The following is a 21828-nucleotide window of genomic DNA, read 5'->3' as shown; positions in this document are numbered from 1 at the left end:
ATGGAAATCATAACTTTAAACCTTGAATTGTAAATATTAAACTGAATATTGTTAGATAAACCAAAGTCCTGTAAGGTATTTCCTGCAGGGCTTTTCTTTTTGTACAACCGTATTTTTACGGATATAATTCTAGGGATTCTACTGATTGATAAAAAACAGCGTTGACCTATCTTTGTTACAACAAAACATCATTCATATCTTCATAAATAACTCAAGTAAATTCAAAACGGTGATCATCTCGTCCTGAGATGATTTTTTTTTGCTGTTAATTGAAACTTGTATGAGTTATATATTCGCTTAAAAAGGATCAATAGAATTGATCTCACCTTTGCTCACTTAAAATAAAATCTTAGAAAAAATGAAAACTTTGCGTTTATAAAAAAATTACATTCATCTTTTATCCTGATTTTATTTATTTTCGTGTTTCATTAGAATGCACTTAATTTGAAGAATGATGATACATGATTACTTTCGAAGCTTTAATCTGTTTTCAGAGGATGAAATTGAAGAATTCCTGAAATTTTCCGAGTTAAGACTCGTTAATAAAAATGATTATTTCATACAGGAAGGAGAACTTTGTAAAGAAGTAGGATTGGTGAAATCCGGTATTTTCCGTTCCTTTTATACTTCAGATGAAGGAAAAGACATGACCTATTGCTTCAGATTTCCCAATCATATGATCGCTGCCTATTCATCATTTGTCTCAGGATGTCCCAGTAAAGAAAGTATGCAGGCTATTACCAATGCAGAGCTGATTATTCTTAAAAAAGAAGCAGTAGATGAGTTGGTAAAGAATAGCATTAACTGGACAAAATTTTTAAAGATCATTGCAGAACAGGAATATCTTGAACTTGAAACACGTTTTTTTCAGCTTCAGAGAGACAGTGCGGCTCAACGGTATGAAACATTATTAAAAAATCATCCTGATTATATTCAAAATATTCCATTACAGTACTTATCTTCTTATCTGGGAATTACACAACGGCACTTGAGCCGTATCAGAAAGGAAGTTTCTTTTTAGACATTTGTCCTGCTTATTGAAATGGACGCGCTATACTTTTGTCAAAAAAAGTTATGGAGCAAAATATTTTAATCATTGGAGGAAATGGATTGGTTGGAAAAACTATTTCCCGCATTCTGAAATCAAGAAACCCTCATCTTACTGTTTATATTGGAGGACGAAAGGGAGGACAAACGGATAAAGATCTGAGAATTGACGTTACAGATCCTTCTTCTTTTAAGGTTATTCTGGAAAAAAAAATAAGCCTCATCATTCTTTCTGTGAATGACAGAGAAGATTATGTCCTTCGTTTTGCGATTGCTCACCACATAGATTATCTGGATATTACCAAACCTACTCCAGCTTTGGTAAAAGCTTATGATATTGCCGGAAAATCAGATGTAAACAGCAGAATTGTCTTCAGTTCAGGATGGATGGGCGGAATTGTACCGGGATTGGTCAATACCCTGTCCTCTTCAGATGATATTAAGGAAGTAAAGGTTTTTGTATATTATTCTGTAAAAGACCTGGCAGGGGAGAGTTCAGCCCATTTTATGGCAGAAAATGTAGCCGTTCCTTTTGTACATTATAAAAATGACAAGCCAGTTTCTATCAGACACTTTTTGGATACTGAATCTTTTAAATTCTCTTTTGGAATAGGAGAGAGAAAGGCTTACAATTTTGATGTGCCGGATCTCTATATTCTTAACAAAGTGGAACGAATTCCCGGTGTAAGCGTAAAAATGACTTATAATTCCAAGTTCATTACCTGGCTGCTTGGATCCTTTCAGTATCTGAGAATCTTTAATATTTTATCATTAAAAGAAAGAAAAATGATTTTTGGGTCCAGCGGAAACGGAGATCAGTCTGTGTTTGAAATTGTGGTAAAAGATAAAGAAGGTCAGAAGAAACTGAGCTTACGAAGTATGAAAGGGCAGGCAGAACTTACTGCTTTATCTGCTGTGCTGCACACCGAAGAGCTGCTGAGAAACCCGCATGAAAACAATGTGTATTTCAGTCATCAGCTGCATGAGCCTTTATCATTAATGGCACAGCTTCATACCTATGAAACGATCAATATCAATCTCACACAATGAAAAAAATAGCAATTATCAATGGGCACCCCAATAAAGATTCTTTCAACTTTGGAATTGCAGAAGCTTATAAGAAAGGAGCAGTAGAAACAGGAGCAGAAGTTAAGGAAATTGTCATAAGAGAGTTGAAATTTAATCCTAATCTGCAGTTTGGATATCAGAAAAGAATGGAACTTGAACCGGATCTGATGAAAGCATGGGAAATTATCCAATGGGCTGACCATTTGGTTTGGGTGCATCCCGTTTGGTGGGGAGGATTTCCAGCCTTGATGAAAGGATTCATAGATCGCCTTTTCTTACCGGGACTGGCCTATAAATTCCGTGAGAACTCTGTATGGTGGGATAAGCTTTTAAAAGGTAAAACGGCACATATAATGACCACATTAGACCAGCCGGGCTGGTATTACCGTCTGTTTTTTGGCAGACCCAGCGTAAATCAGCTTAAGAAATCCATACTGGAATATTGTGGCGTAAAACCTGTAAAACTGACCTATATCGGAATCATCCGGAATTCTAAAGATGAGCAAAGGGTTCAATGGTTGAGGAAAGTGAAGGAACTAGGGAAGAAACAGAAATAATTTAAATTTTAGGATGTAATGATAACTTTATCCGGCAATAATTTTCTATTGTCAGATAAAGTTTCATTATTTAAAAGACAGTTGTTTTGCTCTTTTACAGTCCTTTTTTTCCTTCAATCCAATATGCCTGTGATTTTATACACTTGGGAGAAACTCCTCTGGCTTTAAGAAATTTCCTGATCAGAGACATTCTTCCTCCGTTTCCGGTGAGGTAAAAAATAACCTCATCATCAGAGATGGATTCTTTTTCTTCCTTCAGAAAATCATTCAGTGCTTCAATCATTCTCATGGTATTGTTTTTAGGAATGTGATAACCGTATAAATTGAGATTTTCAAGCGCTGAGGCTTCTTCCAGCTCATGCAGGCATATAAACTGTAATCCATTTTCTTCAACAGCTTCTTTAATAGAAAGGGAACTTCCGAGTGAAGTTTCATCTCCTACAGAAAAATGAATTTTTGCATGAGGTTCAAAAAAACGTTTTCCTCGTGGTATTAAAATTCTTACAGAATCTCCGGTAGATATGCGGCTGATAAACTGGCTTCCTACAGCATTGTCATCATGTACATGAAATATCACTTCAAAAGTTCCTGCTTCACTGTTAAAATTAAATGGTGAATAATTGCGGAAATCTCTATCACTGACCCTGATCCCTATCGCATAGGCAGGTTCAAACTGAACATCCTGTAAATCACTTTCAAAATATATCCGGCGAAGATCAGGAGTGATAGATTCTATATGGGTCACAGTACATTCTTTAAATTTTGAGGACCAGACATTTTCTACAGTGTCGTTGATCCATTTTGGTAAGCTCGGCATAAATCATTTTTATTGCAAAGGACGTTGCAAAATCAGAAAATACCGATAGCTGTTTCGTGGGAATAATTGGACTATTCGTGGTTAGTGTTTGTTTTGATACAGATTCCGGAATTCAGATGGGGATTGGTCTTCCAGTTTGGAAAATAAACGGCTGAAATAAGTGTGGTCGCTATATCCCAGCTCATAAGCGATCTCTTTTACACTCAGGCTCGTAAAGACCAGCAATCTTTTAGCTTCAATTAAAATTTCCTGGTGAATCCAGTGCTGTGCGGGTTTTCCGGTTGCTTCCCGGACAGCCTCCGTTAAATATCCTCTTGTAATATTTAAAATTTCTGCATATCCGGATGGACTTTTCGTTGTTTTAAAATCCTTGCGAACCAGACTTCTGAATGTCCTCGATAGCTGTAAAGCACGGTTTTCGCTGGAAGCTGGGGATAGATTTTTCCGGGAATAAATCAGGACAAACATTCCCAGGAAAGCATTGAGCAATGACTGTACAACCAGAAAGCCTTCTTTAGAGGAAGGCATGTCATCTGTATAAGAAGCATGAAGCAGGCTGGCTGTTGTATTCATTTCCTGGATGAGGCTTTTATCTATCGGCAGCGGCTGTATTTCCCCCAGAGATTCATCAAAAAAAGAACGTACGGTATCAGGAACAAGTTCTGCTTTTACTGCTACAAACCATCCGCAAACGTCTTTCATCAAAAGCCCCTGATGTACCTGTCCCGGCAATACACAGAAAAGAGTGGAATCTTTTGATTCAACCGTTTTAAAATCTACCATCATTTTTACATGACCGCTTTCCATGCAGGTGAAAATATAATGACTGTCTCTGTGTATCCCCTTGTCCAAAAGAGTATCCTCCGCATTCTGAGCCCGCTTATCCATTCTTTTCACATGGAATCTGTGGTGAGAAATGCCGTTTAAATCATAAGTAGGAATGGTCTGCTTCATCTGTAACCTGTTGTTATGAGGATAAATACGCAACCGTAAAATTACGTATTTTCACGGTTTTGCAGTCGGAATATTAATCTCAAATTCGCGGTGCATAATGATAATATTTTCTTCAGATCAGATTTTATATGAATATACACCGGAATTCGGAACAGAAAGAAACCTGTTCCGGATTTTATTTTGCTTTTGAAAATGCCATTTTTATAGCCAGATAAGTCAATACACTGGCCATAAACCATTTCTGAACCCTTATCCAGACCGGATTATTGGAAAAGAACAGGGCAACTCTCGCAGCAGTTAATACAATGATAAAGTTAATGCTGAAGCTGATCAGAACCTGAATCACTCCAAGTTCAAGACTTTGAGTAAATACGGAACCATATTCAGGTTTGATGAACTGAGGAAAGAAAGACAGGTAAAAGACGGCCACTTTCGGATTTAGTACATTCGTTAAAAAACCAATGGTAAAAAGCTTTTTTGGGCTGTCATGGGCAACATTTTTATCAACATCAAAAATATTCCTGCTCTTGGGTTTTATGGCCTGATAAGCCAGATATAAAAGGTAAACAGTTCCCACAGCTTTAAGAACGGTGTAAGCCAGCGGAACAGCCAGTAAAACGGCAGTAAGACCAAAAGATACCATGATAATGTGGAATAAAAATCCACACACTACTCCTGCCAGGGAAATAAACCCGGATTTTTTCCCTTGTGTTATAGACTTTGAAATCAGGTAAATCATATTAGGACCGGGACTGATCACTAAGATGAGTGCAGCCAGGACGAAAAATATAAGTTCGTGAAATGGAATCATTGGTAATAGTTATTTAAATGGGAGTATTCCCGGCACAAAGATACAGACTGTTCCTGATCCGATATTATAAAAAATTCAAGAAATATTAATTTTCACTCAATTGAATTTTATTTTCCACTTGAATGTGATTTAAAATAAATATCAGTCTGTTTTTTTTGTAAATTTCAACATAAAATAATTATCATTCACAAATAAATACTATCATGACTACTGAAAACATCTTTGAAGCCATCAGAAAATGGAAAAATCTTATTGATTCCTATAAAAACGGAATTGATATAAATGGGGCAGAAATTTTGAATTTTTTAAATCAGGGAACTCATTTCAGTGTTTCAGGTGAGGAAATTGAACAATGGAAACAGAACCTTGGAACAGTAGAATTAAAGACGATCCATGCCTATGTAGGTATTCATGAAGAACAGTTGAAATTTTTTCTGATTGATTCTAAAAGTGATAAAGATGCCAATTTTAGTAACATCATTATTAAAGAATTTTCCCGAAACTTCACTGAAGAAAAGATGGAAAGCAGCAATGATGAAGAAGTGACTCCACCTCCAATTACAGCTGAATCTGCCATTAACCGTAATTTCAGATGGAATATGTTTGGCACTTCATGGATACAGTCTCAGAAAACAGAAGATATTTTTCAGCTTATTTCTATTCCGTTTTCAGATTATGACAAAATGGGGATTGCAGGAGGACAAACCTGTACCAGTTTCTTCGGACTTACTGATGACCTGGAGAAAAAAGATCCGGATTTTCCTTTTCATATCGAAATTATTACGGTGAAAAGCCTTGCCATTAATCATATGAGTGAGACTGCGGAAAATTATTCTACCCCAAGACCTCCTTTTACCATTGATACTCTTAATGATTATCAACTTTTGAAGCAAAGCACTAGTGTTTTCGTATAATAGTTTATCCCTGTATTTACAAATTATTATTAACCTGGTCTTGTGTACGGGACTGATTGTATTGGTAAAAGAAGGGATAAAAACAAAACTTCCTGTGATTATACTTCTCTCAGGAGAGTTCATGCTGGAGTTTACGGACTTAGCGGACCGGATGATGAAATTAAATACACTCAATATTTACAACTATACATTGAGCCAGTTTTTTGGCTTAATGATTCTTACTGTGATATACAGCAATTATTATATCCGGCTTTCCAGTAAATTAAAATGGATGATCTATGGGTATGCAGTATTAACATTGATTATTAATTTGTTGTATGTACAAGACGATACACAGGTTACTTTTTATTCCAATATTATCACCAGTATTATTATTTGCAGCTATGCCGCCTCTTATTTTATGAAGATCATCAGGGAAGGCAGGGCAGACAGGGATATGTTTATCGTGAACATCATTGTTTTCCTGTTTTTTTCTATTGAATGTATCATATCCACGACCTTTAATTTTTTAATCAGCAACCATCTGAGTTGGGTAGCTCCTATCTGGCTTTTCAGAGGCCTCCTGCTATTGTCATTTTATATTGCTTTTATTAATCTGGGATGTGGCGTTGGGAAAATCAGGATCAGATAGTTCTATGGATATGGATCGGTATTGGACTATTTTTTTTAACAACGTTATTCATTACGTTATTGGTTATTAATTATTTGAAAAGTATAAAGAAAAATAAACAGAAAGTCTCTCAGCTGGTCCGGAACACAAAAAAGGAATATTGGGAGAATACAATGCTTTTACAGGAAAAGGACAGGGAGCGCCTGGCAGAAGAACTTCATGATAATATTATCTCACAGTTGAACCTCATCCGTCTCAATCTTACGGATAAAAATCCCGAAGAGCTTAATCGTGATCTTAAAAAATCGATGCAGCTGATAAGGGAATTATCCCATAATCTTACACCACCGGACCTTGATGAGGTTGAGCTTGCAGATTTAATTGCAGATTATCTGGATCAGGTTAATAAAAATATAGAAGTCATTTTCCGCCATATTACCATAAGAACTCCAATCAGCAGTCCGGTAAAACTGAATCTTTTCAGAATTATACAGGAACTGGTCACCAATATTTTGAAACACGCTGAAGCTACCAGAGTAGATGTATCGCTGAGAATATCTCTGAACTATCTGATGCTAACCATAGAAGATAACGGGCGGGGCTTCATCATGGAAACTCATTCGGGAGGCATTGGATTAAGGAATATTCAGTCAAGAGCACAAAAAATTAAAGCCATTTATAAACTTAAAACACAGCCTGAAAAAGGCACAAAATTCATAGCCTGTATGGCAATACAATAAAAATAAACATGGAACACGCAAAAATTAAAATCGGAATTGTAGATGACGACCTGCTGTTTGTACAGCTTTTGAAAAACTATATTGATAATAATGGAGACTACCAGGTTACGCTGACCTCAACAGGCGGTTATCAATTTCTCACTGAGGATTCCGGATCTTTAGACATTCTGATTCTGGATCTGAGAATGACGAACGGTGATGGTCTTGAAGTCATGGCTGAACTGGCCAAAAGGGAAACTGAAACAAAAATCATTGTTCTTTCCAGTTTTTATCGCCGCTCATTTATGGGGCAGATGCTGAAAATGGGAGCCCATGCTTTTTTGCCCAAAGAAATTGAATTGGAGGAATTATTAGCTGTCATCAAAACCGTTCACCATACCGGGCATTACTTTTCCAATGATCAGATTGATGTTATGAGAAGTCAGCTTTCCAATAAGCTTCCGGAGTTTCATGCTTTTTCTAAGAATGAGCTTACTGATAGAGAAGTGGATGTTCTGCGATTGGTTTGCCAGCAGCTCAGCACTAAGGAAATTGCAGACTCTCTTTTTATTTCACCCAAAACGGTAGAAACTCATAAAACCAACCTGATGATCAAAACAGGAGTGAAAAATATGGCAGGGCTTGTAATTTACGCAGTACAGAACCAGGTTATAGATCCGAACGAAATCGTATTGTTTGATAAGTAATTTTATCCAAAAAAGAATCAGGGAGCACATGATGTACTCCCTGATAACAAGAAAATCTAAAAATACACTATAATTTAGGATTCAATACTTTAGCAATAGAAACGGCATCTGCTACAGTGTCCAGGCTATAGATCTGCAGAATACCCTGAGTAGTTGCTGCCTGACCTAAAATGTTCTGTTGGTTTTGTGCATTTACTGCATTTTCAAACATGATTCCTGTAGAATGTGCAGCGGACTGATATACGTTACTTAAAGCCATTGCAGGAGATTCTGCTACTACTTTTACGTTCGATTGCGTTACTGCGTCTGTGATTTGTTCGTTTACTGGCATAATGATTATTGTTTATTTGGGTTAAAAATATCCGGGTTTTCCGGTTGTTTGGATTAATTATTTAAGCTTTCCTTAAAATGAATTACGGATTAAGGATTTTCGCCATAGAAACAGCATCAGCAATGGTATCCAGACTATAGATCTGTGCGATGCCCTGTGTTGTAGCTGCCTGAGTAACAATGTTCTGTTGGTTTTGTGCGCTCACGGCATTTTCAAACATGATCCCTGTAGAATGGGCTGCTGTCTGATATACGTTGCTTAAAGCTACTGCAGGAGATTCTGCAACCACCTTTACGTTCGACTGTGTTACTGCGTCTGTGATTTGTTCGTTTACTGGCATAATGATTATTGTTTATTGGGTTAAAAACAACCGGGTTTTCCGGTTGTTCGGAGAATGGAATTTAAGCTGTTCGCTAAAAAATTAATTACGGATTAAGGATTTTCGCCATAGAAACAGCATCAGCAATGGTATCCAGACTGTAGATCTGAGTGATACCCTGTGTAGTAGCTGCCTGAGAGACAATATTCTGTTGGTTCTGTGTATTTATTGCGTTTTCAAACATGATTCCTGTAGAATGTGCAGCAGATTGATACACGTTGGCTAAGGCCATTGCAGGAGATTCTGCTACTACTTTTACGTTGGATTGTGTTACTGCGTCTGTGATTTTTTCGTTTACTGGCATAATGATTATTGTTTATTTGGGTTAGAATAACCGGCTGTTCCGGCTTTAAAAATGGTTTTATTTGCGGTCTGCAAAAATGAATTAAGGTTTAAGGATTTTAGCAATTGAGATAGCATCTGCAATAGTATCTTTGCTGTAGATTTGAGTGATACCCTGCGTAGTAGCTGCCTGCGTTACAATGTTGTGCTGATTTTGGTTGGTCATCGCATTTTCAAACATGATTCCCGTAGAATGTGCTGCGGTCTGGTATACGTTACTTAGAGCCATTGCAGGAGATTCTGCAACTACCTTTACATTCGACTGCGTTACTGCATCTGTGATTTGTTCGTTAACTGGCATAATGATTATTGTTTATTTAGGTTAAAAAACGACCGGATTTTCCGGCTGAGATAATGACTTTTTCCTCAAAAAGTTTAAAAATTACGGCTTAAGGATCTTAGCGATAGAAACTGCATCCGCTACCGTATCCAGGCTGTAGATCTGCAGAATACCCTGAGTGGTAGCTGCCTGGCCTAAAATGTTCTGTTGGTTTTGTGCATTCACTGCATTTTCAAACATAATTCCTGTAGAATGTGCTGCAGATTGGTACACGTTGGCCAAAGCCATTGCAGGAGATTCTCCTACTACTTTCACGTTCGATTGCGTTACTGCGTCTGTGATTTGTTCATTAACTGGCATAATTGTTTTTGTTTTTTGTTGAGATCTGATCTCGGTTAATAATTATTGAAGTAAACTAGTTTTATGTTTTATTTTAAACTCACTACAGATCCTGCAGATGAATACATTTCAAAAGCATTGGTATTAACAGGTAATAAGTGATTGGATCTGAAGGGTGGCTCTGAATACAATGATTGAAACCCTATCTGTAAAATCTGTGTGAGTTTAAAGCATATTTTTTTGGAAAAAGGATGTGGCTTTTATTTTTAATATCTGTCTTAAAAATAAATTTCTGCTGCAGGTATACTGGCAATGCTGGATTCTTTTGGGCTAAAGATGGATTCTGAATGATTGCTTCTGCACATAGACAGCATCTGAAAGACGGTGCAAAATAAATGTTGACCTGATTTTATATATTGGGGGCACCGACTTTCATCTTTGCATGGAAATAAGCCACATCTGTAGTTTGAGCTGAACTGAAATTAGAAACGTCCTTTCCTGATGGTTTCCAGCTCTTTTATTTTCATATTCTTTGGACTCATTTTTTTTACTCCCATGACATAGTTGCTGATGGCGGTCATGTTATTTCGTTGTTGGTTCAAGGCAGAATTGATCTGCATTGCACCCGTAGAATGTGCATTTACCTGTGTTGAAATAGCGTTAGGTACAGCGGTGGACATTCCCATAATAATAGTATCAATTTCGTTCATAATATCTTTTGGTTTTGATGTTTCTACGGACGGATATTACCAAATCTGGCACTCAGCTTATTCATTCTGTCCATTATTTTGAGCTCTTTCTCCTTTACCTTTGCCGTAGATGCCTCCTGAAGTCTTTTCAATTGTTCTTCGTAGTTCATCATGGGAGGATCAGCCTGGGCAGGGGTGGCAGCCTGTACCTGAGGAATTTCTTGCTGTTTCACTGCCTCTTCCAGCTTTTCGAGTAGTGGAGCCAGTGATTTCATCGTCTCTTTGATGGCTTTATCTTTGATATAAGTAATGATTTCATCTTCATGTCTTAAAACAAAAGGCATGATTTCTTTTTCTATGATTTCAGGGTCCGTCACTGGGAGCGGAGGGTTGTGAGCGGGTGCCTTCTTGCGGATTCTTCTGCGCATAAGTACTGTTTTATAAAGTTGAAAAATGAGCGTTTACTTTACAGCAGATAATTAATAAATGCTGCTGCAGCCCTCCAGTCGTGGTTAATATCTTTCACTACATTATAACCGGTTATCTCCAGAGCAATACACGCTGAAATAGCAGTAGCTGACAACATTTCTTTTAACTGGTTGGGAGGGAGGGTAAGGATATAATCATCCGGAATCACAGGAAGTCTGCCATTATTTGGCGGGTTTTCATTCACTACAATACTCAGGATTTCCTGGAAATAATGTGCAATCAGTTTAGAAGCCTGAAATTCCAGTTCTCTTTTTAATTCAATTATTTCTTCCTGGCTTACCAGTTCGGCAATAGCCGCTACATCCACATCATGTACCGAATACTGAGCTTCTCCCGTATCAGATGGCGTAATCGTGATATCTGTTTTGAGAATCCACTTTGCCTTTTCAAGATTAATCGTAAGAAGTTTTGAATCAAGATCTGAAACTGCAATTTCGTTTAAGGTGGTAAAAGGTAAAATTCTCACATTACAGTAAAAAGCTTTCGGATCATCCAGCTTCACCATGATGACGGCAATTCCCGTTGATCTATCTATGGGTTCCACTACAAAAGACTGGAAATGATTGTATCTTTTATTTCCTCTGTTGATGCAGTTCACCAGTCTTATGGCAGGCTGAATATTAATGTTTGAGGTCTGAAGATTAAATACAACTCGCTCTGCATTATGTTCCGTCTTTTTCAAATCAGCACTTCTCGTGTCAAAATAAGACATATCACTGCTTCGGGTTAGGTAAAGTCGTTCATTTAAATCATTTAAATTTTCCAGATTTAAAATTTTGGCGGGTTTGGTTGTTGAAGAATAATTCATATTTTATTTATTTTAATTTTTTCAAGGAGTTGGCTTATTATTGTTTTTTTCTTTCGGTTAACTTCAGGTTCTACTGAAGGAATTACTGCTTCCTTAATCTCTGGTTTTACGAGTGGCTGTGCCAGTTTTACTGACTTTAATACTAATTTTCCCCCATGATCAGCCGTGATAAAGCTTTTTCTCATACCTTCCTTTTCTGATGAGACTTCTTCCGGAACCGGATCTACTCGTTTTTTTTTTCAGGATCTTCAGTCTCAGGAGAAACTTCCGTAAACGGGGGAGGAGAAGGAAGAGCCACTGGAACCGGAGGCGTGTTGACATTATAAATAGTATTGGAAATTTTAGCTTTCACCTCAGCATATTCACTTACCATTTTAAATAAATCTTTCATCATTTCATTTCCTTTTCCTGCATCCTGACCTTGCAGATGCTCTGCCATCTGAGTGGAGGTTTCTTTACTGCCCGGAGCCGGCCCGAAAGTCGTTCCATATGTCAGTAAATTATTGGCCAGTCTGCTTAATGCAATCAAACCTACCTGCTCAAATCCTTTCAAAAAAGACTGTAAATCCTGAACCATCATTCCTGTAGACTGTTCTATCATTACTTTTGTCACTCCGGTCATTGGGGAAGCCTTAGGCGGGGCCAGTACCTCACTGTTCACAAATACTACAGCTTTCTCCGCCGGAGTGGTAGCATTGGCTGCCTGGGATTGTTGGGTTTCACTGTTGTTTTCACTCATGATTGTAAGGTTTTATAATTATCCTTTTAAAATTTTAATGGCATCTGCAACAATCGCAGGGTTGAGCTGGTTCAAGTTCTGCTGATTGGTTACAGAATTCTGAATGGAAATTCCACTGGCATGGGTGGCCATCTGGTAAAGCATACTCATAGCCTGTGCGGGAGACTCACCAAGTACGGTAACATTAGTCTGCGTTACTGCATCTGTAGTCTGGGTGTTTACTGTTTCTGCCATATTCTGGTTTTAATGGGTTACTATTGTTTTTTATTTTCAAACATCTTCTTTCAAAGACTTTTTCTTCAGCTCGACCTTATTGTTATTTCCTGGTTAAGCCTTAACTGTGAGATTGCTGATCTCTTTTGTCTGATACAAATTTCATCAATCGAAATAAATCTTCGTTAAGGGAAAAAACTGAATTTTAAAAAATAAGGGAATTCTCCTATGAGTGAAATTTTCAGATAAAACATTGGATTTATTCAATAACAGAATCCGGAAAAATAATCTAGCATCTATAAGTGTATTTAATCATCATGAATGCATGATACACAAATACACTGTCTGCCGATACGGGTAAACCCTGAATTTCTAAAAATGGGTGGATCCCCTCTATTGAGTCGGGAGCTTTACCTTGAAATTTGTTCCCTAACGTAATAATAAACGATATGCCAAGAAATAAGACAAAAAAGAAAGTAGGTGCTTCCAATACGGATAATGCTAACCACATACCAGCACCAAGACCAGAACCTCAACGTACCCCTAAACCTAAAGTTATAGTACTTACCCAACCCGGTTATGCTACAGGTGATATGTTTGGGATTGCCGCGGCTTTAATTGATGATGAGGAACTTCATGTTGTCATCTCAAAAGGCGACGGTAGTGTTACAGACCATACGGATAAAGCAGATTCTATAAAAAAATTCTATGAAGATTCCGGAATAAGTGAGGACAGGATACATATTGTAAAAGTAAGACGGCTAAGGGGAGCCGGTAAAAGAAAATTAGAAAATGAAGCACACAAGTATAAGCGAAGAGGATATATTAAAGGGGTGAACTATGGAACAGATTACATTGCCAGAAAATACTCACCGGCTTTACGGGAGAAACTAAAAGAAAGATGGAAGGTAAATATCAATGAGGATGAGAATCAGGCTATAAAAAGATGGCTGGAACAAAAAGGAATACCTACCAGTGGAAATAACTTACTTATTTTATGGTCCCGTTTCAGTGGGAAAGGAGGAGATATTCATATAGAACACGATACCAGCTATACAGGAATCAGGCAGATTGTTTATAGAGTAGCAGATATGTATGATGCAATTATTATTACCGGTGACAAAGGCTATGTGAAAGAGAGAGGCTCTAAGTTTGATGATATTGTTAATGAAGTCAGAAACTATATTCATCCTTCCAAAGTATTCAATATTACCGAGTTCTGGGATGAAAAAACACCATCTTTATTAGCATGGGGAGGTGATACCCGTTTTGGACAGTTTAAGCTGTATGAGTACTTTGAGAAAAACTTTACCCATGTAAAGCATCTGGGCTTCAGAAGCGGTAACCTAGAAGTAATGGCGATGTTAGGATACACAGTAAGATACATGGAAGAAGAGGGCAGTGAGAGCGGAAGCAGAATGCTTGCCTGGAAGAAGGTAAATGGACGCAAAACCCAAAAAGGAGGAGATGCCACCGGATATGAACGTTTGTTACTGAGTGAACCTCCAACACGATCAGGTAAATATCTTCAGGAAATGATAAAAGACATCAATAAAAGAATGAAGGACGAATTAGATGAAGAAATTAAAAAAATAACAAGGACCGAAGGATTCAAAACAAGAGAAGAGATAGAAAAACTGAAACTAGAGCTTAAACCTAAAATTGAAGTAAAATTCAGAGACGAAAAAAGAAATTATACAGGGGCACATTATGCTCCGCGTAAAAAGGATGGAACACCACCAACCCCCATATCAAAAGTAGACAAAAGTAGGTTTTATGAAGGGTTTAATGACAAAGATATGGAGCTTATACTCTCTTTCTTACGACCTGAACGCTGGATTGACAGACAAATTACTTATAACCCCATCATCCCACAGAAAAGAAAAGATTACAAAAAACTGTTGGAAATTGCCAATTAAATAGTAAGTCCGGACTCTCCTGATTAATTAAAATATTGACTTCACTGATATTTCAAAAAAACAGCCTTCTACACAGAAGGCTGTTTTTTTGACTATAATGCTATGCAGAAAGAAGAGTATCTTCAGTATCCCTTTCAGGCAATTCCTTTCTCTTTCTCCAAAAGAAATAAGCGACAACAGCGGTTGCAATGGGCAGAGCAATACCAAACTCATCAATATAATAATTGGTATTTCCAGTATCTACAGTAAGCGGTGTAAAAATAGACTGTATAAAAAGGTTGTGACTGGCATGTAAAATAGCTCCCGTCCATAAACTTCCGGATTTCAACCGCAGCCAGGTGAAAATAAAGCAAGATGCAAATATCATCACTGTAAAACATAAAAGAGCCAGCCATTTGGGACCGCCCGTGTTATAATTGGAAAACAGGAGAAGAGGATAATGATAGATAGACCATATAAGCCCCATCCAGAGAGAGGTAACAGTATAAGAATTAATCTTAGCCAGCTGCGGAGTGAGAAGACCCCGCCAGCCTATTTCCTCACCCAATGCCGAGCCTACAGAACGCACCATCCCAAAGCTGCTCATCAGAATAATGTAGAGGGTCAAAGTCTGTCCATCAGAAAGATTCCAGCCCATCCCTTTACCCGCTTCTGCTACAAACTGATGATTATAAAAACCGCCAGCTCCACTGATCCAGATGATGAGGTAAGGAACAAAAGCGTAGACAATAGGAATACAGTAAGCCATGATCTGGTATTTCGTAAGTCCCCATTTCCAACCCAGGGAAGAAACCGGAATTTTCCGGATACGGCAGGTAAGAAGTGCTGCAATGGCCGGACACCACATTACAATGGTAGCGTAAGATATAATTCCGCCGCCGAGTTTTCCGGTACGAATACACATATAATAGACAGGGAGACAGAAAAGCAAGGTAAAGCACAGGTAAGTGGCAATATTCTTCCTGATTTCGGATTTGGATATTGTATTTTCCATAAACTGATCTGGTGTTGATGTTTATAAACGGTTGAAAAATAGAAGGTTATTTTTTAATAAAAGTACACTTATTTCTTATATGAATAATAATTTTCAGCACTATTCAATTTAAAAAAAGAGGTCTTCTGTTTTTTAATAATGGAAAACTGTAAATTAGCCAAAACAATTTTTTTCCGAATTACCTTAGAACATGTCCAGACTAAAAGCGATAAGAGAACAAAAAAATCTGACTCAGGAGGAACTGTCAGAAAAATCAAAAATTTCTGTAAGAACCATTCAACGGATAGAATCCGGAACAGAACCTAAGGGACATACTTTAAGAGCGCTGGCGCAGACCTTGGAAATAGAAGAATCATTATTACTGCAGGAAGAAGCCATTATTTCCCAGGAAAATGATGAGGTAAAAACAGAAGCCGCAGAAGAATCTGAAACGGTCAATTATTCTTTGATTAAGATGATCAATCTATCCTCCTTATTATTTGTGGTAGTACCGCCATTAAATATTCTGGCTCCCTTTCTGCTGATGTTTATTACGAAGCAGAGAAACGGTCTTACCAAACAGATTATCTCTCTGCAAATGTTTTGGACTGCTATAGCGCCCATTGTATTTATGCTCGGAATCTTTTTAAAGCTCGGAAAAGAGTTTACTCTTATTCTGATGATCCTTATTGCACTGTCCAATGTATTCATGATCCTCTGGAATGCTGCTGAGATTGACCGTAAAAAGAAATTGTATTTTAAACTGAAATTCAGAATGTTATAATTTTTGTCAGGGCTTTGTCGGGTTATTGTCGGGTTCATTTTTATTTGAAAAACAAAATGAAATTGAATCTTTGTCAAAAAAATAACAATGACAAAATCGGCACAGCTTATCCTTCCTTTTCTTATTCTGATTATGAGTATCGTTCATGCGCAGACAGAAAAAACAGATCCTCTCTACAAGACAATTATATCAAAAGACAGCCTGTTTTTTTCAGCAGGGTACAATACCTGTAACATCGGAAAGATGGAAAGCATGTTAAGCGACGGGTTTGAATTTTATCACGATAAAGGCGGTTTTGAAGATAAAAAGAAATTCATCATTGATTTTAAAAACGGATTGTGTAAATCTCCGGAAACCTATCAGCTTAAAAGAGTCCTGGTTGATAAAAGTACTGAGATTTATCCCATGTATAAAGAGGGGAAAATATATGCTGCCATTCAGAATGGAGATCATCTGTTTTATGAAAAAATAGGAGATCAGGCTGAGAAATTAGTCGGGGAAGCAAAATTTACTCATCTCTGGATCCTGGAAAATGCTGAATGGAAGCTTAAAAATTCATTAAGCTTTGATCACCATCCGAAGCAGACTACTGATAGTGAAACAATGTTTGATAACGATCAGTCGATGCAAAGCTGGCTGAAAGAAAATAATATTCCTACTTTGGGATTAGGAATTATTGAAGGTGGGAAACTGCAGAAGGTAAAAGTTTTTGGAGATACCAAAACAGGAATTTCAGTTCCCCTCAATGCTTATTTTAATGTTGCCTCTCTCACCAAACCAGTTACGGCAATGGTAGCCTTACGCCTGGTAAGTTTAGGAAAATGGAAACTGGATGAACCTTTAGATGCTTACTGGACAGATCCGGACATTGCGAATGATGCAAGGCATAAAAAGATAACAACCAGGATGATCCTGAGCCACCAGACCGGTTTTCCTAACTGGAGATGGATGAATACAGATAAAAAACTCAACTTTCAGTTTGATCCGGGCACAAAGTATCAATATTCAGGAGAAGGTTTTGAATACCTTAGAAAAGCACTGGAAAAGAAGTTTGGGAAATCACTGGACCAGCTTGCGAAAGAACTTATTTTCCAGCCTCTCAAAATGCGTAATACAAACTATATCTGGGATCAGAATACAGATGAGTCAAGATTTGTAACAGGATACAATGAAAAGGGAAATGCATATCCCATAGAAAAAATTAAAACCGCAAATGCTGCCGATGATCTGCACACCACTATAGAAGATTACGGAAACTTTATGATCAGCGTTATGAAAGGAAAAAATCTGAAGCCGGAAGTCTTTCAGGAAATGACTCAAAAACAGGTCAACGTAAAAGAAGGTAAATATTTCGGGTTAGGACTTGAAATCTACGATCTGGGAAATGGTGAATATGCTTTATCACATGGCGGAGCAGATCAGGGAACAAGATGCATTGCTATTGTACTGCCCAATTCAGGAAAAGGAATTGTGATATTTACTAATGTAGATGATGGCTATAAAGTCTATGAAAAACTGGTCCTTCATTACTTAGGAGAGCAGGGACAGAAAATTATTAAGATAGAAACTAAATGATTATATCAGTAAAAAAGCTATTCCGGCAATGAGCATTGCGTATCTTTGAAAGATTGGAAACACCGGATGTGTAAATAATTTCTATGATATGCTTTTAGAAAAATTACTTGAAGAGTTTGACGTAGACCCCCATATCTTTAGTTGGGAAGAATCTGCGTTATTTGATCAATACTTTGAACAGATCTCTGTCAGGAAAAATACATTTCTGATCAAAGAAGGAGAAACAGAAAAGTACAGTTATTTTGTTTTTGAGGGCCTATTGCGTTGCTGGATCATTAATCACAAAGGAGATGAGCAAACGTTTTGGTTTTGTAAGAAGGGGACTTTTTCACTGTCGAATATCTCATTCACATTACAGGAAAAATCTGCTTTTAATGTGCAGACTATTGTAGACAGCGTTATCTATAGGATAGACAAGAAAAAGGCCGCCGAATTATATTCTGCTATTCCCGGATTAAAGACAGTTTTTGATGACCTCACGGCGATATTACTTAATAAAATACTGAATAGAAATATCGACCTGATTAAGTATTCCCCCGAACAGTATTATCTCCAGATGATGGATGAATATGGTGTCACTTTAAATTATATGCCCTTAAAAGATATTGCCTCTTATCTGGGGATCACACCACAAGCGCTGAGCAGAATTCGTAAACGCATTTTTTAACCTGGGTTCAGTGTTTTAGATGAATAAGTTCTGACCTTTGTGATTCTAAATTTACAATTATGATCAGAGAAATTACGGTAACAGATTATCCACGTTTGATTGAGATCTGGGAGAGTGCAGTGGTGAATACCCATGATTTTCTTAAAGAAGAAGACTTGGCATACTATAAAAAACAGCTTCCTGTCTATTTCCGGCATGTCATCCTGTCGGGGTTTGAGCAAGAAGGTATTTTAGTTGGGTTTGCAGGTGTTGCAGAAGGAAACCTTGAAATGTTGTTTGTTGGCAACAATTATCGGAGTACCGGAATAGGAAAAAAATTAATTGAATATGCAATATCTCATTTACAGGTAACCAAAGTGGATGTGAATGAACAAAATACCCAGGCTGTTGGTTTTTACAAACATATGGGATTCAATATACTGAAGAGATCCGAACTGGATGGAGAAGGTAAAGAATATCCTGTCCTGCACATGCAGCTATAGCCGCAAAATAAACAGAAAATCCCTGCTTTCAAAATAAATGAGAGCAGGTGCATTGTCATTATATTACCCGATTCAGGAAAGGGAATTGTGATATTTACCAATGCAGATGATGACTGTAGAGCCTATGAAATACGGGTTCTTCATTATTTTGGAGATCGGGGAGCGTAAAATTGTGGAGATAGAAACCAAATAACTATTCATGCTGTGATAAATCTTTGTATATTCGGGTATCAATCTGAAAATAAGTAAAGTATATAAAAGTTTGTTTTCAGGATACAATAGGTATGATCAGAAATAAAAAGAAAGTTATGTGGCAATATTATTTAATTCTCGGTGCAGGAATAGTGCTGTTTGTTGCAGCATTGCTGAGTTTCAGAAATACCCTTTCATTCTTAAAGAAAGCAGAAAGGTCAACGGCAACCGTTACCTCATTACGGGTATATGATTCGGATGGGGAAGTATTTAGCCCCCTCTTTACCTTTCGTACCCGGAATAATATTGAATATACCTACGAACTGCCGGAAGGTACCAATCCTTCAGCCTGGTCAGTAGGAGAGACGGAGACCGTTATCTATGATCCGGATGACCCTTCTTCCGTAGAATTATATACGTATTTCAGAATTTTTGCCTGGCCTTTAATATTGATTTCTATTGCATTGCCATTACTGGTGATAGGAGGAGGTTATTTTATTGCAGCCCAGTTTTTAAAATAACCTCTTCCTTCCTTATTTCTATTTTACTTTTTCCAGAAGATAAAGCTTAGCTCCGGAAAATGCCAGCTTAGGCATCAGGTTTCCTTCCAGAATCATAGTTTTATTATTGGCATCTATGACAGAGATATAATTGTTGGAATTGTATTCTATATAATTCTCCTTTTCTTTTGTTGAAGGATTTTTTCCAAACTCCAAAGAATATTTTACCCAGTCTTCATCCTGTGAACTGCAGTGTACCGGTTTGAATTTAGACTTTTTAGCCTTAAAAATAATTTGATCAAAACCTTCCGTACATTCTGAAGTGAATGAGCCGTCAGGGTTCTGATCTTTTGAAAAATCCTCGAAAGAACCGCGGTAAACCCCTACCACTTTCCAGGTTCCGTCAAGACGGTCTTCATCAATTTTCCCCTTCGCTTTGCTTACCGCCCAGCTGATTCCGTTTACCGTTCCTTTTACGGCTTTATAACTTAAGCTTACAGCTCCCGATACTACTTTTGTAGCCGTTCTTACCACACATGAATTGAGAACAAGGACAGCCGAAGCCAGAAATATTATTTTCTTCATTTTGTCAATTTTTTTCAGGTACGAAGATAATGTTTTTGGGAAAACTGCCTGAAGATGAATTATGTTTTGCATATTTAATACTAATGCTAGACATCTTTATGTATTCTGCTGTCCGGTTTACCGCCCGAAAATCAGCATTCAACGTTCAATATGGCCTGTTCAAAGTATTTACACTTATTCCTGGCTCTGTTATATCATAATTTTACTATCACAAAACATCACGATTATGAATACTACATTGAACTTCAGTAAAAAAATACAGGCTGTTTTATCCCTAGTCATTTTTATAGGAATGGGATTATGGTCTCTTAAAGCACAGACTTATACCACTGGCGGGAAAGATTCAGAAAATACAGCTGTCAGATCAGCTTTCCAGAATACAAAGAAAATCCGAGCAGGGCTGCTGGATGTAGGTTATGCAGAAGTAGGGCCTGAAAATGGGAAACCTGTCATTCTTCTTCATGGATGGCCCTATGATATCCACAGTTTTGAACAATCTTCAGCTATCCTTGCTGAAAAAGGGTACCGTGTTTTGGTCCCTTATTTAAGAGGCTACGGCACAACGACCTTTGTTTCACCCAATACAAAACGAAACGGTCAGCAGAGTGCTGTTGCATTGGATATCATTGCTTTTATGGATGCCCTGAAAATTGATAAAGCGATCATTGGCGGTTTTGACTGGGGAGCAAGAACAGCGGATATTATGGCGGCATTGTGGCCAGAACGTTGTACAGGTCTGGTTGCCGTAAGCGGATATTTAATTGGAAGTCCAAAGGCCAACGAAAAACCTCTCCCTCCAAATGCTGAATTTTTATGGTGGTATCAGTATTATTTTTCAACTGAAAGAGGGTACAAGGGGTATAAAGCCAATACAGCAGCATTTAATAAACTGATCTGGAAAACGGCTTCACCAAAATGGGCTTTTGATGACCAGACCTACGAACGCTCTGCCGCAGCATTCAATAACCCTGACCATGTTGATATTGTGATCCACAATTACCGCTGGCGCCTGGGATTGGCGAAAGGAGAAAAACAATATGATGCGCTTGAAGCTAAACTGGCAAAATCTCCTTCCATTACAGTCCCAACAGTGACCCTGGAAGGTGATGCCAACGGAGCGGCGTTTCCTGCCCCGGAAAGTTACGCTTCCAGATATACAGGAAAATATGCCCATCATACCCTGACAGGAGGAATTGGACACAATTTACCACAGGAAGCTCCAAAAGCATTTGCAGATGCCATTATAGAAGCAGACTCTATGTCACAGTCTAAATAAAAATCTGTTGGATTTAAGAGACTTTCTCTAAAGTGTCATTCTGACGAAGGAAGAATCTCATT

30 protein-coding genes are annotated in these 21828 nt (G+C 37.7%); 14 read left to right on the top strand and 16 right to left on the bottom strand.

Annotation, left to right across the window (positions count from 1 at the left end; all coding sequences use genetic code 11):
• The first annotated feature begins 454 nt into the window (after positions 1–454).
• The 3 genes from DYR29_RS08790 to DYR29_RS08780 are packed head-to-tail and all read left to right on the top strand — an operon-like array spanning position 455 to position 2672.
• Positions 455–1021, top strand: coding sequence for a Crp/Fnr family transcriptional regulator (locus tag DYR29_RS08790; RefSeq protein WP_213280603.1), 567 nt, complete (start codon positions 455–457; stop codon positions 1019–1021).
• A 53-nt stretch (positions 1022–1074) separates the two neighbouring features.
• Positions 1075–2097: a saccharopine dehydrogenase gene (locus DYR29_RS08785; RefSeq protein ID WP_213280175.1), complete on the top strand. Its 1023-nt coding sequence runs from the start codon at positions 1075–1077 to the stop codon at positions 2095–2097.
• Positions 2094–2672: an NAD(P)H-dependent oxidoreductase gene (locus DYR29_RS08780; RefSeq protein WP_213280174.1), complete on the top strand. Its 579-nt coding sequence runs from the start codon at positions 2094–2096 to the stop codon at positions 2670–2672. Before DYR29_RS08785 ends, DYR29_RS08780 begins: the two co-directional genes overlap by 4 nt.
• 94 nt (positions 2673–2766) lie before the next feature.
• Here the strand turns inward: DYR29_RS08780 and DYR29_RS08775 are convergent, their stop codons facing one another.
• The 3 genes from DYR29_RS08775 to DYR29_RS08765 all read right to left on the bottom strand — a co-directional run bounded on the left by DYR29_RS08775 (position 2767) and on the right by DYR29_RS08765 (position 5254).
• On the bottom strand, positions 2767–3489 hold the full coding sequence (locus DYR29_RS08775) for a siderophore-interacting protein (RefSeq protein ID WP_213280173.1): 723 nt from the start codon (positions 3487–3489) through the stop codon (positions 2767–2769).
• 81 nt (positions 3490–3570) lie between these two features.
• Positions 3571–4443: a helix-turn-helix domain-containing protein gene (locus DYR29_RS08770; RefSeq protein ID WP_213280172.1), complete on the bottom strand. Its 873-nt coding sequence runs from the start codon at positions 4441–4443 to the stop codon at positions 3571–3573.
• Between the two features lie 175 nt (positions 4444–4618).
• On the bottom strand, positions 4619–5254 hold the full coding sequence (locus DYR29_RS08765; protein WP_213280171.1) for a LysE family translocator: 636 nt from the start codon (positions 5252–5254) through the stop codon (positions 4619–4621).
• Between the two features lie 203 nt (positions 5255–5457).
• On the opposite strand from DYR29_RS08765, the gene DYR29_RS08760 reads away from it, so the two are divergent.
• The 4 genes from DYR29_RS08760 (at position 5458) to DYR29_RS08745 (ending at position 8204) form a co-directional block, all read left to right on the top strand.
• Entirely contained in the window at positions 5458–6168 is a 711-nt protein-coding gene (locus DYR29_RS08760; RefSeq protein ID WP_213280170.1) for a hypothetical protein, read from the top strand.
• Positions 6169–6262: 94 nt separating this feature from the next.
• The gene (locus DYR29_RS08755; RefSeq protein WP_213280169.1) at positions 6263–6799 is read left to right on the top strand and encodes a hypothetical protein; all 537 of its coding nucleotides are present in this window, start codon (positions 6263–6265) and stop codon (positions 6797–6799) included.
• 74 nt (positions 6800–6873) lie between these two features.
• Positions 6874–7518 (top strand): sensor histidine kinase, encoded by a 645-nt coding sequence (locus DYR29_RS08750; RefSeq protein WP_213280168.1) that lies wholly within the window; start codon positions 6874–6876, stop codon positions 7516–7518.
• Positions 7519–7526: 8 nt separating this feature from the next.
• Positions 7527–8204: a response regulator transcription factor gene (locus DYR29_RS08745; protein WP_213280167.1), complete on the top strand. Its 678-nt coding sequence runs from the start codon at positions 7527–7529 to the stop codon at positions 8202–8204.
• A 67-nt stretch (positions 8205–8271) separates the two neighbouring features.
• Here the strand turns inward: DYR29_RS08745 and DYR29_RS08740 are convergent, their stop codons facing one another.
• The 11 genes from DYR29_RS08740 to DYR29_RS08690 form a co-directional block, all read right to left on the bottom strand.
• On the bottom strand, positions 8272–8535 hold the full coding sequence (locus DYR29_RS08740; protein WP_047378387.1) for a RebB family R body protein: 264 nt from the start codon (positions 8533–8535) through the stop codon (positions 8272–8274).
• A gap of 82 nt (positions 8536–8617) precedes the next feature.
• Positions 8618–8875, bottom strand: a complete 258-nt coding sequence (locus DYR29_RS08735; protein ID WP_047421299.1) for a RebB family R body protein — start codon at positions 8873–8875, stop codon at positions 8618–8620.
• A gap of 85 nt (positions 8876–8960) precedes the next feature.
• The gene (locus tag DYR29_RS08730) at positions 8961–9218 is read right to left on the bottom strand and encodes a RebB family R body protein (protein ID WP_223599388.1); all 258 of its coding nucleotides are present in this window, start codon (positions 9216–9218) and stop codon (positions 8961–8963) included.
• 81 nt (positions 9219–9299) lie between these two features.
• A complete protein-coding gene (locus DYR29_RS08725) occupies positions 9300–9557 on the bottom strand; it encodes a RebB family R body protein (protein ID WP_249413657.1) in 258 nt (85 codons plus the stop codon).
• A gap of 81 nt (positions 9558–9638) precedes the next feature.
• A complete protein-coding gene (locus DYR29_RS08720) occupies positions 9639–9896 on the bottom strand; it encodes a RebB family R body protein (protein ID WP_047378383.1) in 258 nt (85 codons plus the stop codon).
• A gap of 461 nt (positions 9897–10357) precedes the next feature.
• Entirely contained in the window at positions 10358–10585 is a 228-nt protein-coding gene (locus tag DYR29_RS08715; RefSeq protein ID WP_213280166.1) for a RebB family R body protein, read from the bottom strand.
• A 23-nt stretch (positions 10586–10608) separates the two neighbouring features.
• Positions 10609–10992 (bottom strand): hypothetical protein, encoded by a 384-nt coding sequence (locus DYR29_RS08710; protein ID WP_213280165.1) that lies wholly within the window; start codon positions 10990–10992, stop codon positions 10609–10611.
• A 38-nt stretch (positions 10993–11030) separates the two neighbouring features.
• Entirely contained in the window at positions 11031–11861 is an 831-nt protein-coding gene (locus DYR29_RS08705) for a hypothetical protein (RefSeq protein ID WP_213280164.1), read from the bottom strand.
• Positions 11858–12046, bottom strand: a complete 189-nt coding sequence (locus tag DYR29_RS08700) for a hypothetical protein (RefSeq protein ID WP_213280163.1) — start codon at positions 12044–12046, stop codon at positions 11858–11860. The genes DYR29_RS08705 and DYR29_RS08700 overlap by 4 nt, the downstream gene beginning before the upstream one ends.
• Positions 12047–12084: 38 nt before the next feature.
• Positions 12085–12600, bottom strand: a complete 516-nt coding sequence (locus DYR29_RS08695) for a hypothetical protein (RefSeq protein ID WP_213280162.1) — start codon at positions 12598–12600, stop codon at positions 12085–12087.
• Between the two features lie 18 nt (positions 12601–12618).
• Positions 12619–12834, bottom strand: coding sequence for a RebB family R body protein (locus DYR29_RS08690; RefSeq protein ID WP_034697211.1), 216 nt, complete (start codon positions 12832–12834; stop codon positions 12619–12621).
• Between the two features lie 428 nt (positions 12835–13262).
• Here DYR29_RS08690 and DYR29_RS08685 point away from each other — a divergent pair, with 428 nt between their 5' ends.
• On the top strand, positions 13263–14732 hold the full coding sequence (locus DYR29_RS08685; protein ID WP_213280161.1) for a hypothetical protein: 1470 nt from the start codon (positions 13263–13265) through the stop codon (positions 14730–14732).
• A 100-nt stretch (positions 14733–14832) separates the two neighbouring features.
• Here DYR29_RS08685 and DYR29_RS08680 read toward each other — a convergent pair whose 3' ends face one another.
• Entirely contained in the window at positions 14833–15726 is an 894-nt protein-coding gene (locus DYR29_RS08680) for a CPBP family intramembrane glutamic endopeptidase (protein ID WP_213280160.1), read from the bottom strand.
• Between the two features lie 190 nt (positions 15727–15916).
• Between DYR29_RS08680 and DYR29_RS08675 the strand changes: the two genes are divergently transcribed.
• From DYR29_RS08675 to DYR29_RS08655, 5 genes are all read left to right on the top strand, one after another.
• Positions 15917–16489, top strand: a complete 573-nt coding sequence (locus DYR29_RS08675; RefSeq protein ID WP_213280159.1) for a helix-turn-helix domain-containing protein — start codon at positions 15917–15919, stop codon at positions 16487–16489.
• Between the two features lie 87 nt (positions 16490–16576).
• On the top strand, positions 16577–18064 hold the full coding sequence (locus tag DYR29_RS08670) for a serine hydrolase (RefSeq protein ID WP_213280158.1): 1488 nt from the start codon (positions 16577–16579) through the stop codon (positions 18062–18064).
• 88 nt (positions 18065–18152) lie between these two features.
• On the top strand, positions 18153–18731 hold the full coding sequence (locus DYR29_RS08665; RefSeq protein WP_213280157.1) for a Crp/Fnr family transcriptional regulator: 579 nt from the start codon (positions 18153–18155) through the stop codon (positions 18729–18731).
• 59 nt (positions 18732–18790) lie between these two features.
• Positions 18791–19213, top strand: a complete 423-nt coding sequence (locus DYR29_RS08660; protein ID WP_213280156.1) for a GNAT family N-acetyltransferase — start codon at positions 18791–18793, stop codon at positions 19211–19213.
• Between the two features lie 308 nt (positions 19214–19521).
• On the top strand, positions 19522–19926 hold the full coding sequence (locus DYR29_RS08655; RefSeq protein ID WP_249413656.1) for a DUF3592 domain-containing protein: 405 nt from the start codon (positions 19522–19524) through the stop codon (positions 19924–19926).
• An 18-nt stretch (positions 19927–19944) separates the two neighbouring features.
• Here the strand turns inward: DYR29_RS08655 and DYR29_RS08650 are convergent, their stop codons facing one another.
• Positions 19945–20490: a membrane lipoprotein lipid attachment site-containing protein gene (locus DYR29_RS08650; protein ID WP_213280154.1), complete on the bottom strand. Its 546-nt coding sequence runs from the start codon at positions 20488–20490 to the stop codon at positions 19945–19947.
• Positions 20491–20716: 226 nt separating this feature from the next.
• Here DYR29_RS08650 and DYR29_RS08645 point away from each other — a divergent pair, with 226 nt between their 5' ends.
• On the top strand, positions 20717–21766 hold the full coding sequence (locus DYR29_RS08645; RefSeq protein WP_213280153.1) for an alpha/beta fold hydrolase: 1050 nt from the start codon (positions 20717–20719) through the stop codon (positions 21764–21766).
• Positions 21767–21828 lie beyond the last annotated feature (62 nt).

It is taken from the genome of Chryseobacterium indologenes, assembly GCF_018362995.1.
GTDB classification, from domain to species: Bacteria; Bacteroidota; Bacteroidia; order Flavobacteriales; family Weeksellaceae; genus Chryseobacterium; species Chryseobacterium indologenes_G.
This window is presented reverse-complemented; position numbering and strand designations above follow the sequence as displayed.